The 14336-nt window shown below is 63.7% G+C and carries 12 protein-coding genes; 11 read left to right on the top strand and 1 reads right to left on the bottom strand.

Translation table 11 applies throughout. The features are described 5' to 3' along the window. Positions 1-16: 16 nt before the first annotated feature. Genes E8L22_RS16000 through E8L22_RS15955 form a run of 10 tightly spaced genes read left to right on the top strand, consistent with a single transcriptional unit; the run spans position 17 to position 11964 of the window. The gene (locus E8L22_RS16000; RefSeq protein ID WP_136526154.1) at positions 17-2059 is read left to right on the top strand and encodes a chemotaxis protein CheW; all 2043 of its coding nucleotides are present in this window, start codon (positions 17-19) and stop codon (positions 2057-2059) included. 21 nt (positions 2060-2080) lie between these two features. Then, entirely contained in the window at positions 2081-2608 is a 528-nt protein-coding gene (locus E8L22_RS15995; protein ID WP_136516060.1) for a chemotaxis protein CheW, read from the top strand. After that, the gene (locus E8L22_RS15990) at positions 2605-4341 is read left to right on the top strand and encodes a methyl-accepting chemotaxis protein (protein WP_136526153.1); all 1737 of its coding nucleotides are present in this window, start codon (positions 2605-2607) and stop codon (positions 4339-4341) included. The genes E8L22_RS15995 and E8L22_RS15990 overlap by 4 nt, the downstream gene beginning before the upstream one ends. After that, a complete protein-coding gene (locus E8L22_RS15985; protein ID WP_136526152.1) occupies positions 4326-5210 on the top strand; it encodes a CheR family methyltransferase in 885 nt (294 codons plus the stop codon). The genes E8L22_RS15990 and E8L22_RS15985 overlap by 16 nt, the downstream gene beginning before the upstream one ends. A gap of 2 nt (positions 5211-5212) precedes the next feature. Next, on the top strand, positions 5213-5782 hold the full coding sequence (locus E8L22_RS15980; RefSeq protein WP_136526151.1) for a histidine kinase: 570 nt from the start codon (positions 5213-5215) through the stop codon (positions 5780-5782). Next, positions 5767-6852, top strand: a complete 1086-nt coding sequence (locus E8L22_RS15975) for a protein-glutamate methylesterase/protein-glutamine glutaminase (RefSeq protein WP_136526150.1) — start codon at positions 5767-5769, stop codon at positions 6850-6852. Before E8L22_RS15980 ends, E8L22_RS15975 begins: the two co-directional genes overlap by 16 nt. Positions 6853-6880: 28 nt before the next feature. Next, positions 6881-8647, top strand: coding sequence for a cache domain-containing protein (locus E8L22_RS15970; protein WP_246044707.1), 1767 nt, complete (start codon positions 6881-6883; stop codon positions 8645-8647). Further along, positions 8644-11016: a PAS domain S-box protein gene (locus E8L22_RS15965; RefSeq protein WP_136526149.1), complete on the top strand. Its 2373-nt coding sequence runs from the start codon at positions 8644-8646 to the stop codon at positions 11014-11016. Before E8L22_RS15970 ends, E8L22_RS15965 begins: the two co-directional genes overlap by 4 nt. Continuing rightward, a complete protein-coding gene (locus E8L22_RS15960; RefSeq protein WP_136526148.1) occupies positions 11013-11411 on the top strand; it encodes a response regulator in 399 nt (132 codons plus the stop codon). Before E8L22_RS15965 ends, E8L22_RS15960 begins: the two co-directional genes overlap by 4 nt. Next, positions 11401-11964, top strand: coding sequence for a CheB methylesterase domain-containing protein (locus tag E8L22_RS15955; RefSeq protein WP_136526147.1), 564 nt, complete (start codon positions 11401-11403; stop codon positions 11962-11964). Before E8L22_RS15960 ends, E8L22_RS15955 begins: the two co-directional genes overlap by 11 nt. Here E8L22_RS15955 and E8L22_RS15950 read toward each other — a convergent pair. Further along, on the bottom strand, positions 11961-12872 hold the full coding sequence (locus E8L22_RS15950) for a LysR family transcriptional regulator (protein ID WP_136526146.1): 912 nt from the start codon (positions 12870-12872) through the stop codon (positions 11961-11963). The two genes, E8L22_RS15955 and E8L22_RS15950, sit on opposite strands and share 4 nt — an antisense overlap. A gap of 172 nt (positions 12873-13044) precedes the next feature. Here E8L22_RS15950 and E8L22_RS15945 point away from each other — a divergent pair, with 172 nt between their 5' ends. Next, positions 13045-14277: an MFS transporter gene (locus tag E8L22_RS15945; protein ID WP_136526145.1), complete on the top strand. Its 1233-nt coding sequence runs from the start codon at positions 13045-13047 to the stop codon at positions 14275-14277. Positions 14278-14336 lie beyond the last annotated feature (59 nt).

Genomic DNA, 14336 nt, shown 5'->3' with positions numbered 1-14336 from the left:
CAACGAAGGGACAAGCATGACGACTGCAGGCGGGGAACAAAGCGGCGTTGATCTGAAACGCTTCAACGAGGTGTTCTTCGAGGAGTGCGCGGAGAACCTGGCGCAGATGGAGCAGATCCTCATCTCGCTCGGGGACCGGGAACCGGACCAGGAGCAGATGAACGCCATCTTCCGTGCCGCCCACTCCATCAAGGGTGGCGCCGGCATCTTCGGCTTCGACGACATGACCGTGGTGACCCATGTCATGGAATCGCTGCTTGACCGGCTCAGGAACCACGAGATCGCCTTCACCCCCGGCATGATCGATCTCTTTCTGGAAGCCGGCGACGCCATCGCCATGCAACTAGCCGGTCACCGCGACGGGAAACCGGTGCGGCAGGAGGTGATCGACCAGGTGCGCGCCAGGCTGCAGCAGACCATAAATGGTGACTCGGCGCAGGTGCCCACCTCCCCCGCGTCCCAGACGCGGACACAGGCGCCGTCCCAGGGAGAGCTCCCGACAAGCTACCTTCTCGCCTTCACACCGGAGCCCGAAATCTTCATGAGGCGGGTCCGGATGGAGAGCATCATCGCCGAACTCGCCGAACTCGCCGAGGCGGGAACGTTCCGCTGCGAGGCGCGGCTCGCCGAAATCCCCGACTTCGCAGGATTCGACCCCGAGTGCTGCATCACCCGATGGGAGTTTGCCCTCGTCTCACGGGCAAGCAGGGACCAGCTCGCCGACGTCTTCATGTTCGTGGCGGACGAAGACCAGCTCCGGATCGAAGAGCAACCCGCGGAGCGCCGCTCCCCGGCGCAGGACTCGCCGAGCGAGCCCGCGCTCCCGGTCGAGGGTAGGCGTGCCTACGACCGCAACGAAACGGCTCCCGGCGCCTTCGGCAGGCGCGGCACCGAGGCGGAGTCATCGTTCAGGGTGAATGTCACCAAGGTGGACCAGTTGGTGAACCAGGTGGGGGAACTCCTCATCACCCAGGCGATGCTTAGCCAGGTCGCGGGGGGGCTCGACCCGATCCTGCACCAGTCGCTGCAGCGCGGACTCGCCCAGTTGGAGAGAAACACCCGGGACCTGCAGGCGAGCGTCATGTCGATCCGGCTCGTCCCGATCAGCATAGTCTTCAACCGCTTCCCGCGCCTTGTGCGTGAGATAGCGGCGAAGCTCGGCAAGCAGGTCGAGCTTAAGACCTCAGGCGACAGCACCGAACTCGACCGCGGCCTCATCGAGAAGATCTCCGACCCACTCACCCACCTCGTGCGCAACGCCCTCGACCACGGGCTGGAGAGCCCGGAGAAACGGACGGCGACCGGCAAAAATCCGGTCGGGACGCTGCAGCTCTCCGCCTCCCAGGTGGGGGGACGGATCGTGATCGACGTCATCGACGACGGAGCGGGGCTCCACCGGGAGAGGATACTCGCGAAGGCTGCGGAAAACGGCATCCCATGCTCGGAGACGATGAGCGACGAAGAGGTATGGCAGCTCATTTTCGCCCCAGGCTTCTCCACCGCGAGCGAGGTCACAGATCTCTCCGGGCGCGGCGTCGGGATGGACGTGGTGCTGAAAAACGTCCAGGCGATCGGCGGCCGGGTGCAGATCGCCTCCGAGGCGGGAAAAGGGGTGCGGGTGACCATCAGCCTCCCGCTTACCCTGGCCATCCTCGACGGGCTCTCGGTGGCGGTAGGGGGGGAAAAGTTCATCATCCCGCTCAACGTGGTGATCGAATCGCTGCAGCCGAAGGCGGAGCAGTTGAAGACGGTGAACGGGCGCGAGGTGGTCCAAGTGCGCGGGGAGTACCTCCCCATCCTGAAGCTGCACTCCATGTTCAACCTGGAGACCGAGGTGACCGAACCGTGCCGGGGGATCCTGGTGCTGGTGGAGGCGGACGGTGAGCGCGGGGCGGTCATGGTGGACGCCCTTTTGGACGAACAGCAGGTTGTGGTGAAGAGCATCGAGACCAATTACCGTCGGGTCGAAGGGAGCGCCGGGGCGACCATCCTCGGCGACGGGCGCGTTGCGCTTATCCTCGACCTCCCGGAGCTTTTCATGATGCACAGGCAGCTTTAAAGGGAAGGAGGCTAAGGGACCATGCAACAGACAGCACAAAACAGCTCCGAACAGCAGGGGGTGGCGCAGGCGGCATCCGAGTACCTCACCTTCACGCTGGGAAGCGAGAGCTACGGGATCGACATCCTTAAGGTGCAGGAGATCAGGGGGTACGACTGCGTCACGCGGATCGCCAACACCCCCCCGTTCATCAAGGGGGTGATCAACCTGCGCGGGGTCATCGTTCCCATCGTGGACCTGCGCATCAAGTTCAACGTGGGTGAGGCGACCTACCATGAGTTCACCGTAGTGATCATCATCAACGTGCTTGGCAAGGTGGTGGGTATCGTGGTGGACGGCGTTTCCGACGTGGTGGCGCTTCCCAGGGAGAGCATCAAGCCGGCGCCGGAACTCGGGGCGTCGCTCGACACCCGTTACATCACGGGGCTGGGCACCTTGAACGACCAGATGCTGATCCTGGTGGACATCGAAAAGCTGATCGGCAGCGATGAGCTGCAGATCGTCGACAGTGCGGCTGACAATTCTCAGAGCGAGGTGGTGAACCAATGAAAACTGTGCGATTCAAAGACTGGAAGATACTCACGAAGATCCTAAGCATCTCGGTTGCGACCATTCTCATGATGGTGCTCGGCGTGATGCTCTACGTCCTTCCCTTCGTCAAGGACAAGCTGATGGACGAGAAGATGCAGGCGACCAAAGCGGTGGTCGACGTCGCCTACGACGTCATCGCCCACAACTACGAGCTCTACAAGGCGGGAAAGAAGACCCAGGAACAGGCGCAGACCGACGCCCTGGCGCAGCTCTCGGAGGTCAGGTACCAGGGGAGTGAGTACTTCTGGGTCAACGACCTGGACACCAAGGTGCTCATGCACCCGATCAAGCCGGAGATGGTCGGAAAGACCCAGTACGACAACAAGGACCCCAACGGCAAGAAGCTCTACGTCGAGTTCGTCAACGTCTGCAAGGAGAAGGGGGAAGGTGTCGTCGACTACATGTGGGCAAAACCTGGCTCATCCGTCCCGGTACCGAAGATCTCCTACGTGAAACTGATGAAGGAATGGGGCTGGGTCGTGGGAAGCGGCATCTATGTCGACAACGTAAAGGCCGAGATGGACATGATCCGCTGGAAGATCATCGGCGGCACCGCCGGGCTTGCCGCCCTCATCTTCGTCTTCGCCTGGTTCGTCGCACGCCGCATCAAGGAGGCGCTCGACCAGGCCATCGGCGCCTCCAGGCGTATCGCCTCCGGGGATCTCACCGCCCACATCGTGGTGGACAGCAAGGACGAGACTGGGGAGCTCCTCGCCTCGCTGAAGGAGATGAACGAGGGGCTCGCCCACATCGTGGGCGACGTGAGAAACGGCGCCGAGTCGATCGCGACGGCGACCGAGGAGATCGCGGCGGGCAACGCCGACCTCTCCCAGCGCACCGAGGAACAGGCAAGCGCCCTCGAGGAGACCGCCTCCAGCATGGAGGAGCTCACCTCGACGGTGAAGCAAAACGCCGACAACGCGCAGGCGGCGAACCAGCTCGCCATCAACGCTTCCGGCGTCGCGGTGAAGGGTGGCGAGGTGATCAACCGCGTGGTGCGCACCATGGAGTCGATCACCGACAGCTCCAAGAAGATCTCGGACATCATCGGCGTCATCGACGGCATCGCCTTCCAGACCAACATCCTGGCCCTGAACGCCGCTGTCGAGGCGGCGCGCGCCGGAGAACAGGGAAGAGGGTTCGCCGTGGTCGCCGCCGAGGTGAGAAGCCTCGCGCAAAGAAGCGCCGCGGCGGCCAAGGAGATCAAGTCGCTCATCGAGGACTCGGTCTCCAAGGTACAGGACGGCAGCCGGCTCGTCGAGGAGGCGGGGCGCACCACCCAAGACATAGTCACCAGCATCAAGCGCGTGACCGACATCATGGCCGAGATCTCGGCCGCCTCGATCGAGCAGTCCTCCGGGATCGAGCAGGTGAACACCGCGATCACCCAGATGGACGACGTGACGCAACAAAACGCAGCACTCGTGGAAGAGGCCGCCGCGGCGGCCGAGTCTCTCGAGGAACAGGCCCAGCAGCTCGTCTCCGTCGTGGCCCGCTTCACCCTCGAGCAGGCGCAGAAGCAGGCGGCGCCGCCCGCTGAGAAGCGCAAACTCACCCGTGCGGCGGCCAAGCCCCAGGTGCAGGAGAAAAAGGTGAAACCCGTAGCGGCATCGGCAGGGGGAAGAGCGCTGGAACAACGTCCCGCACGCGCAGCGGAAGCTGAGCAGGACGATGACTGGAAGGAATTCTGAGAACCGAGGCGCCCCGTAACGCGCCGCTGCCCCTGACGGGGGGGGGAGCGGCGCAACACCAGGGGCAGTTCGAATTCACCGGGGACGACTTCGCGCGCATCCGGGCCTTCATCTACCGCTACGCGGGAATCGCCCTCGCGCCGGGGAAGATGGACATGGTGTACAGCCGCCTGGCGCGCCGGCTGCGGGCGCGCGGTGTCGCCTCCTTCTCCGACTACATCTCGATCGTGGAAGGGGGGGAACCCGAGGAGGTGGAGGCCTTCATCAACGCCCTCACCACCAACATGACCTCCTTCTTCCGTGAGCCGCACCACTTCAGGACGCTGGCTGAGCGCCTGGCGCAGCGGCCGGCGAACCGCGCGGTCAGCATCTGGAGCTGCGCCTCGTCCAGCGGCGAGGAGCCCTACTCCATCGCCATGACCGCCCGGGACGCACTCGGTGAGAGGAACCAGGCGAGCATCCTCGCCACCGACATCGACACCAACGTCCTCGGGCGTGGGCGCGAGGGGATCTACCCCGTCGACCAGATGGAAAAGGTCCCCGAGGCCTACCGCCGGCGTTTCTTCCTGCGCGGCGACGGGAAAAACGAGGGGTTCGTCCGCGTGAAGGAGGAGCTGCGCCGCATGGTCTCCTTCAAGAGGCTGAACCTCCTCGACCAGGAGTGGCCCATGCGCGGCAGGTTCGATTTCATCTTCTGCCGCAACGTGATGATCTACTTCGACAGGAACACCCAGCAGGCGATCCTGGAGCGGATCGCCCGGGTGCTGCAACCCGACGGGCTCCTTTTCGTCGGGCACTCGGAGAGCCTGCATCACGCCCAGGATCTCTTCAGGATCTGCGGCAACACGACCTATGCATTGAGGAGCTGACGGTGGCGAAAAGGGGGAAACCGCAGGAGCCGGCGCGCTACTTCGATCAGGAGTTCGCAACCGAGGCGGTGAAAATCGTGGCGGGCGAGTTCTTCGCCACCTCGGAAGAGCTCGCCATCACCACGCTCCTCGGCTCCTGCGTGGCCGTATGCCTCTACGATCTCGAGCGCGGCGTAGGCGGCATGAACCACTTCATGCTCCCGGAGCTGCAAAAAGGGGGTGACGCCACCCCCTGCGCCGGCATCTGCAACACCCAATCGCGCAGTTGCGCCCGCTACGGCAGCTGCGCGATGCGGCGCCTCACGGCGCAGTTGGAGCTTCTGGGCGCCGACCGCAGGCGCCTGGCGGCGAAGCTTTTCGGGGCGGGACGCGTCATGGCGACCGGCGCCGACATCGGCGGAAGCAACGCGGCCTTCGCCATCGAATACCTGAAAAAACATGGGATCCCCATCGTCGCCTCGGACCTTGGGGAGTGCTGTCCCAGAAAGGTGATCTTCTTCCCCAAAACCGGTCGCGCCCTCGTGAAAAGGATGCGCAACCCGCAGGAACAAACGCAATGCCCATCAAGGTGATGATAGTAGATGATTCCGCGCTGATCCGGTCGCTTTTGACCGAGATCATCGACGCCGAACCCGACCTCAAGGTGGTGGGGACGGCGCCGGACCCGCTCGCGGCGCGGCAGAAGATAAAGGAACTGAACCCGGACGTGCTGACCCTGGACGTCGAGATGCCCAAGATGGACGGGCTCGTCTTCCTGGAAAAGCTGATGCGGCTGCGCCCCATGCCGGTGGTGATGGTCTCCTCGCTTACCGAGAAGAGTTCGACGGTGACGCTGAGGGCGCTCGAGCTGGGCGCCTTCGATTTCGTCACCAAGCCGAAGATCGACATCAGAAGTGGCCTCATGGAGTACGCGCGCGAGCTCACCGAGAAGATCCGCTGCGCCCACCTCTCCTTCCGCAACCGGGGCGCCGCACGGAGCGTGCCGCAGGTGGAGCGAAAACTGACCGCCGACGCGGTGCTCCCGAGCGCCCGTCAGCATTTCTCCACTACGGAGAAGGTGATCGCCGTCGGCTCCTCCACCGGGGGAACCGAGGCGCTCAAGGCCTTCCTGACCCAGCTCCCGCCGGACTGCCCCGGGATCCTCATCACCCAGCACATGCCCGAGACCTTCACGCGCACCTTCGCCGCTCGGTTGAACGGCCTTTGCGCGCTGGCGGTGAAGGAAGCGGAGCACGGCGAGCGGGTGCTGCCGGGGCACGCCTACATAGCGCCCGGCAACCGGCACATGATGCTCGCCAGAAGCGGCGCCAACTACACCATCGCCCTGGACGACGGCCCCCCGGTATCGCGGCACCGCCCCTCGGTGGACGTCCTTTTCCGCTCCGCGGCCAACTGCGCCGGCGCTAACGGTCTGGGGATCATCATGACCGGCATGGGGGACGACGGCGCCGCCGGGATGCTCGAGATGCACGTGGCGGGGGCAAGGACCTTCGCCCAGGACGAGGAGAGCTGCGTCGTCTTCGGCATGCCCCGGGAGGCGATCGCCCGGGGTGGCGTGGACGAGGTGGTCCCCTTGTCCGAGATGGCGCATCGCCTCCTTGGCTGGCTCGCCTCGCACGGCAAGCGCAGCTTCAGGGTCTGAACACCTTTTGCAGCCGGAGAAAAGAACCTTGAAGCATCTGAAGATGGCAACCGAAAAGGTACCCATACTGCTTCTGATGACGGCGGTCGCCATCGCGTTCGTGATGATGGTCGCCAACCGTCTCGTGCTGGAGCAGATCCGCGAGGAGGCGGTGCGCCAGGCGACCCGGCAGCAGGAGAGCAGCATGGCGGCCTTCTGGGAGCAGACGAGCCGCCACGGCAACCTTTTCCACATCGAGGACGGCAGGATGATCCTCGGCGACTACTACGTGCTGAACGACAGCAACGAGATCCCGGACCGGATCTTCCACATCACCGGCAGCCGTGCGACCATCTTCATGGGCGACACCCGGATCGCCACCAACGTGATGAAGGCGGACGGGACCCGCGCCATCGGGACGAGGCTAATGGGCCCGGCGTACGACACCGTCTTCCGTGAGGGGATGCGCTACCGCGGCAGCGCCGACATCCTCGGCATCCCCTACTTCACCGCCTACGACCCGATCCGGGATCCCAGCGGCAAGGTCATCGGCGCCCTCTTCGTCGGCGTGAAGCAAAGCGAGTACCTCGCGCGCTACAACGGGATCGCCGTGAAGATCACCGCGATCAACGGCACCCTGGCCGCCATCTTCGTGCTCTTCGCCGTCCTTTTGATCCTGAACCGGAGGCAGTCGGAAAAGGAGATAAGGGCGCAGTTGCTGTTCCAGCAGCACCTGCTCGACACCATCCCCAGTCCCATCTTCTCCAAGGATGCCCTGGGGCGCTACACCCTGTGCAACAAGGCCTTCCAGTCCTACGTCGGGCTAACCCGCGAAGAGCTGATCGGCAAGTCCGTTTTCGAGCTCTGGCCGGAAGAACTGGCGCAGCGCTACTACGACATGGATCGGGAAATCATGGAGGCGACCGGAACGCAGATCTACGAGTCGCAGGTGCGCTACGCCAACGGCTTGCTGCGCGACGTCATGTTCCACAAGGCCTCCTTCCGTGACGAGCACGGCACCCCCGGCGGCTTGGTCGGGGTGATCCTCGACATCACCGAGAGAAAGGCGGCCGAAAAGGAGCGCAGCCTGATGGAGGCCCAAAGGCACCGCTCCCGCATGATGGAGTCGCTCATGATCCAGTTGAACCACGATCTGAACACGCCGCTCACCCCTCTTTTTGCCCTGCTGCCGATGATAAGGAAAAAGGTGGAGGACGCGGGTGTGGATAGGATGCTGGAGATCTGCCAGCAGTGCGTGAACCAGATCCAGGGGCTGGCGGGAAAGTCGTTCGATCTGGTGCGCATCTCTTCGGAGCGCCCGAGGCTTCTTCCGGTGAACCTCGCCGTGGCCGCGGACAGCGCGCTCGGCGACGTCTCCGACGTCCTTGCCGAGCGCGGCGTCATCTGCTGCAACGCCATCGACCCCGAGCTCAAGGTGCTGGGCTCGGCGGAACAGCTCACCCTCCTCTTCAAGAACCTGCTCGGAAACGCGGCGCGCTACGCGGCGCAAAACGGCAAGGTGGTGCTCTCCACCACCGGCGCGGAGGAGGAGATCGTGGTCTCGGTACGGGATGACGGCGTGGGCCTCGACCGGGAACAGCGCTCCCTCATTTTCGACGAATTCTACAAGGCGGACAGCGCGCGCCACGACCTCACCACCCAGGGGCTAGGACTCGCCATCTGCAAGAGGATCGTTACCAACCACAATGGCAGGATATGGGCCGAGAGCCCCGGTCCCGGCCTTGGCACCACCATTTTCTTCACCCTCAAGGGGGACAGCTCCGGCGATCCGATCCCGGTGCTGTACGACATATGAGATATCTCTCCGTCGATCAACTGAAACGCCGCATCGGGATCACCGTCGCCGTCGTGACCGGTGCGGCACTGGGCACCTTCACCCTCGGACTCCTGCGCGGTGGAAGCCCCGGCAACTGGACCTGGCAGCTGCAGTCGGTACTCGTCCTCTTTTTGTGCATGGGCGTCGCCGTGCTCGCCCGGCTCCTGTTCGCCCACCTTGAGCACCTCGAGGAGACCCGGCGCATCATTGAGGAACAGCGGACGGAGCTTGCCCTGAAGGCGGCCCAGATCGACGCGGCCAACGACAGCATCGTGCAGATCGACGCAGAGGGGCGTCTGATCCACTTCAACCAGGCACTAAGCCGCATGACCGGCTACGCGCCGGAGGAACTGGCCGGGCTTAAGCTGCACCAGATCGAGCCCCCCGAATACGCGGCGCAGATAGATACGACGATCCGCCGCATCACCGAGTGCGGCGAGGCCGCCTTCGAGAGTGCCTACCGGGCCAAGGACGGCCGGGTGATCCCGGTCGAGGTACGGGCGCGGACCATGGAGAGCCGGGGAGACCTGCTCATCCTGAACATCGCCCGCGACATCACCCAGAGAAAACAGGCCGAGATCAGGGAGCAAAGCCGTCTGAAAACGCTGGAGCGGGTCGCCTCGGACGCCTCCCTCGAGGAACTCCTCACCTCGGTGGTTCGTTTCGTCGAGGAGTCCATCCCCGGTTCGCTCTGCTCCATCCTCCTCATCGACAACTCCGGGACCAAGCTGCACCACGGCGCGGCCCCCTCCTTCCCCAGCGCCTTCAACGAGGCGATGGACGGGCTGCAGATCCTCAAGGGGAACGGCTCCTGCGGCACGGCCGCCTTCCTGCGGCAGCGCGTGGTGATCGAGGACCTGGAAGAGCATTCGTGGTGGCGCGACTTTCCCGCCGCCCGCGATGCCGGGCTCAGGTCTTGCTGGTCCGACCCGGTCTTCGCCGCCAACGGCACCCTGCTCGGCACCATCGCCGTGTACAGGAGAGAGGCGCTCCCCCCGAGCGAGGACGATCTCCAGCTCCTGGAATCGGCGGCCCATCTCGCCGGGATCGCCATCAGCCGCGTGCGGGCCGACGAGGGTCGCCACGTCCTGGAGGAGCAGTTGCGCCAGAGCCAGAAGATCGAGGCGGTGGGGCAGCTGGCAGCCGGCGTGGCCCACGACTTCAACAACCTGCTGACGCCGATCATCGTCTACGGCGACATGCTGATGCGCATGGCGCCGGAGGGATCACCCCAGGCCCGCATGGTGCAGTCGATGAGCGCCGCGGCGCATAAGGCTAGCGAACTCACACAGAAACTGCTATCTTTCGGGCGCAAGCAGGCGCTGCACATGACGCTCCTTGACCTGAACGAGGTGATCACCTCCTTCAGGGAGATCATGCGCGCCACCATAAGGGACGAGATCGTCATCGACCTCATCCTCTCCCCCGGCGCCGCCAAGGTGCAGGCGGACCGCGGCCAACTCGAGCAGGTGCTTTTGAACCTCATTCTGAACGCACAGGACGCGATACAAGGGAGGGGCTCCATCTGCCTCGAGACCGGGCACCTGATCCTCGACGACGAGTTCCACCGGCAGCACCCGGTCGCGAAGCCCGGGCACTACATCCTGCTCGCCTGCAGCGACGACGGCTGCGGCATGAGCGAAGAGATATTGAGGCGGGTCTACGAGCCTTTCTTCTCCACGAAGGAAACCGGTCGCGGCACGGGCCTCGGGCTCGCCACCGTCTACGGCATCGTCAAGCACCACGGTGGCTGCATCGAGGTGAAGAGCGCCCCCGGGGAAGGGACGAGGTTCGCGATCTACCTCCCGGCCAGCGCAAGCGTAGAGGAGCCGATCCTGACTCCGCCGCTGAGAACGCAACTGCAACAGGAGGGGAGCGCGGAGAAGGTGATCCTTCTCGTCGTGGACAACCGGATGATTCGCGAGGCGACCGCCGATCTGCTCGACTCCTTCGGCTATCGCGTCCTCGCCGCAGACTCGCCGGCACGCGCCCTGGAGCTTGCGGCGGGCACTACCTCTGACATCGACCTGCTGGCAACCGACGTCATCATGCCGGAGATGACCGGTCCCGAGCTTTACCAGAAGCTGCAGGAGCAGTACCCCGACCTGCCGGTGCTCTACATCTCGGGCTATACCAGCACGCCCCTCCAGGAAGAGCAGGAGAGCCGGCAGGCGATCTTCCTGGCGAAACCCTTCACCCTGGAACAGTTCATGGCGAGGATCACCGAGATGCTGTTCCAGATGGCCCCTGCAGTTGCCGAGCCCCCTCCGCTGGACCACAGGGAGATGGCACGACTCATAGGAGAACAAAGAGGCTACCCCCCCCACAGGAAGGAACCCGCGCCATGAACAAAAAGATAATGATCGTAGACGACAACGAGTACGTAAGGGCATCGGTTGACATCATATGCGAGTCGGGACGGCTCGATTTGACCAGCGCCGCCAGCGGCATGGAATGCCTGCAACGCCTGGAGGATGGGTTCAGGGGGGTGATCCTCATGGACATCATGATGCCGGAGATGGATGGCTGGGACACCATAAGGGAGATGGTGGATCGGGACCTCTACCAGGGGAACATAGTGGTGATGCTGACCGGCATGGGAGAGCCCGACTCGAAGATGGAGGGGCTCCAGGAATACGTCTCGGACTACATGACCAAGCCCTTCAACCCGGACGAGCTGCTCGATTCCCTGGAGTACTACCTGACGCTTTTAAACACGCCGGTTGACGACCATGAGCGCTAGGAACCTCGTCGTCATAGGGGTATCCACCGGGGGGCCGCTTACCCTGAAGGCGCTCTTCAAGGAGATCCCCCCGCTGGACGCCGCCTTTCTCATCGTGCTGCACATTACGCCGCAGATGGATTACCGGATCGCGCAGGGGCTTGCCGCCGCGGCCTCCATGCCGGTGACCCTCGCCGAGGACGGGGAGTACCTGAAGCACAGGCACATCTACATGGCCCCCGGGGGCTTCCATCTGAAGCTTGAGGGGAACCAGCGGGTCGTGCTTTACGAAGGGGCACGGGTAAACTACGTGCAGCCCGCGGCCGACGTCGCGATGCTTTCGGTCTCCCGACCGCTCAAGGGAAAACTGGTCGGCATCGTGCTGACCGGGATGGGGCGCGACGGCGCCGACGGGATCAAACACATCCATGATATCGGCGGAGTCACCATCGCGCAGGACCAGCATTCCTCGACCATCTACGGCATGCCGAAGGCCGCGGCGCTCACCGGGGCGGTCGACTACGTGCTCCCCCCGAAGAAGATCGCGGCAAAGCTGATCGAACTCCTCGCCTAGCCCCGAGGCGAGCTCCCCGAGCGTTCCCACGGTGCGTGCTTCAGGAGAAAATCGACGAAAGCCCGGTTGGCAAGGGAGAGGTAGGTGTCCTTCTTCCAGGCGATGAGGAGGTCGAGGGAGAGAGGGGGATCGAAGGGGACCGCGGCCAGGTCCTCGTCTCCCGCCACGACCATCTTGAGGAAGATGGAGATCCCGGTCCCGTTTCTAACCAGCGATTTCACCAGCGAAAAGAGGTTCGTCTCGAAGACGATGTCCGGCGTACTGCCGCTCTCCTTGATCGCCTCCAGAAAGAACTCCCGGATGTAGTACCCCTCCTTGTAGAAGACCAGCGGCTCCCGGATGAACTCGGCGAGCGTAACCGAAGAGCGCCCGGCGAAGGGATGGTCAAGTGGCACGCAGACGACGATCTCCTCGCGCAGGAAGCGGCGCACCTCGAGGGCGTCGGGAAAAGCGGCGCTCCCCCCTCCCGCCACCACTCCCATGTCGAGTTCCCCCTGGCCGATCATCTTCTGGATCCGCCCCGCCCCCTCGCCGAGCACGGAGATGCTCAACTGCGGGTAGGCCCTCTTGAAGTCCCTTATTATGTCCGGGAAGAAGTAGGCGCTGATCATCGGCGTGATCCCGATCCTCACCTCTCCGCGGCTTAACCCCTTCAGCTCGGCCATCTCCAGCTCCGCCCCGTGCAGGTCGTCGAGGATGCGCCGGGCGTGCGGCAGGAAGATCTCCCCTTCCGCGGTGAGGGACACCCGCTTGTCCTGCCGGTTGAAAAGCACCAAGTCGAGCTCCTCCTCGAGCTTCTTCACCGCCACGCTGATCGCGGGCTGCGCGATACGCAGCGACTCCGCCGCCTTGGTGAAGTTCTTGAGCCGCGCCACCTCCAGGAAATATTTGAGCTGCCGTATCTCCATGTTTTCTCCCCGCGATAAAAAAGCCTTCCCCGGAAACCTCCTCCCCCTGGAGGGGGGAGGGTGCCGCAACCATATCGGATCGTTATTAATGTTATAAATATTATATATTTTGCTTATGGTATGGCAAGCGCTATAGTGGACTCCGTCACAGGCAGTAAGCGGGGAGAGAGCGATGGGATCGATAACGAGCGGCACCAAGAGATACCGGCAGATCAACTGGGCGTTTTTCTGCGCCGGCTTCGTAACCTTCATAACCCTTTACGACGTGCAGCCGCTGTTGCCGGTCTTCACCCGTGAATTCGGGGTAAGTGCCGCCTTTGCGAGCCTTCCCCTCTCGGTGACAACCTGCGCCCTCGCCGTCTCCATGCTCTTTGCCGGGACCATCTCCGAGACGCTGGGACGCAAGGCCGTCATGGTCGCCTCGCTCGTTACGACCTCGATACTCGCGCTGATCACCTCCCAGACGGGGAACCTCGAACAACTGGTCGTCGTCAGGTTCCTGCAGGGGATCGCCCTTGCCGGGCTTCCGGCGGTGGCGATGGCCTACCTGAGTGAAGAGATCGCCCCCGGCTCGCTCACCTCGGCAATCGGCCTGTACATAAGCGGCAACGCCATCGGCGGCATGACCGGCAGGATTTTCACCGCCGTGATGTCCGAACAGACCAGTTGGAGGGCGGCCCTCGAGGTGATCGGCGTGGTCTGCCTCGCCTTGAGCCTTTACTTCGCCAAGACCCTTCCCCCATCAGAGAACCTGAAGAAACGCCCGTTCGCGGTGCGCTACCTGTTCAGCTCGCTGCTGCGCCAGTTGAAGGACCCGGGACTGCTCTGCCTGTACGGCATCTCCTTCCTGATCATGGGGAGCTTCGTAACCCTTTACAACTACATCACCTTCCGGCTTCTCGGCGCGCCCTATCACCTTTCCGCCTGGCTGGTTTCCCTAATCTTCCTGGTCTACATGCTCGGTTCCTTCAGCTCCTCGATGATCGGCGGACAGGTCGAGCGTTTCGGTCGCGGGAGGATGCTCTTTCTCACCATCGGCACCATGGTTTTCGGGGCCGCCGTCACCACGAGCCGCGACGTAGGCAGCATCGTCACCGGCATCGCCATCTTCACCTGCGGCTTTTTCGGCGCCCACACCATCGCCTCCAGCTGGGTCGGGAGCCGCGCCAAGACAGCCCGAGCCCAAGCCGCTTCCCTCTACCTCTTCTTCTACTATCTGGGTTCAAGCGTCTCCGGCACCGTCGGCGGAGTTTTCTGGGTATCCCACGGCTGGGGAGGCGTGGTGCTGCTCATCCTCGGCCTTTTGTTGCTGGCGCTTGCCCTTTTGAAGTTACTCACCAGTTGTGCCGCAGCCGACTGCCCAGCCCGCAACGCCGTCGCAAGCCTGGACGCCCTGCGCAGCTGACCGCTCAAGTTCCGGACCGGCCTGCCGATAGGTCTCATCAAAAGGACCGAGGAGCGAGC

Origin of the sequence: Geomonas ferrireducens (assembly GCF_004917065.1) — a bacterium.
GTDB classification, from domain to species: Bacteria; Desulfobacterota; Desulfuromonadia; order Geobacterales; family Geobacteraceae; genus Geomonas; species Geomonas ferrireducens.
This window is presented reverse-complemented; position numbering and strand designations above follow the sequence as displayed.

Coding starts and splice junctions, on each gene's coding strand:
- E8L22_RS15975 (WP_136526150.1), top strand. CDS start 5,767: ATGCCCATCAAGGTGATGATAGTAGATGATTCCGCGCTGATCCGGTCG.
- E8L22_RS15965 (WP_136526149.1), top strand. CDS start 8,644: ATGAGATATCTCTCCGTCGATCAACTGAAACGCCGCATCGGGATCACC.
- E8L22_RS15960 (WP_136526148.1), top strand. CDS start 11,013: ATGAACAAAAAGATAATGATCGTAGACGACAACGAGTACGTAAGGGCA.
- E8L22_RS15995 (WP_136516060.1), top strand. CDS start 2,081: ATGCAACAGACAGCACAAAACAGCTCCGAACAGCAGGGGGTGGCGCAG.
- E8L22_RS15990 (WP_136526153.1), top strand. CDS start 2,605: ATGAAAACTGTGCGATTCAAAGACTGGAAGATACTCACGAAGATCCTA.
- E8L22_RS15950 (WP_136526146.1), bottom strand. CDS start 12,872: ATGGAGATACGGCAGCTCAAATATTTCCTGGAGGTGGCGCGGCTCAAG.
- E8L22_RS16000 (WP_136526154.1), top strand. CDS start 17: ATGACGACTGCAGGCGGGGAACAAAGCGGCGTTGATCTGAAACGCTTC.
- E8L22_RS15955 (WP_136526147.1), top strand. CDS start 11,401: ATGAGCGCTAGGAACCTCGTCGTCATAGGGGTATCCACCGGGGGGCCG.
- E8L22_RS15945 (WP_136526145.1), top strand. CDS start 13,045: ATGGGATCGATAACGAGCGGCACCAAGAGATACCGGCAGATCAACTGG.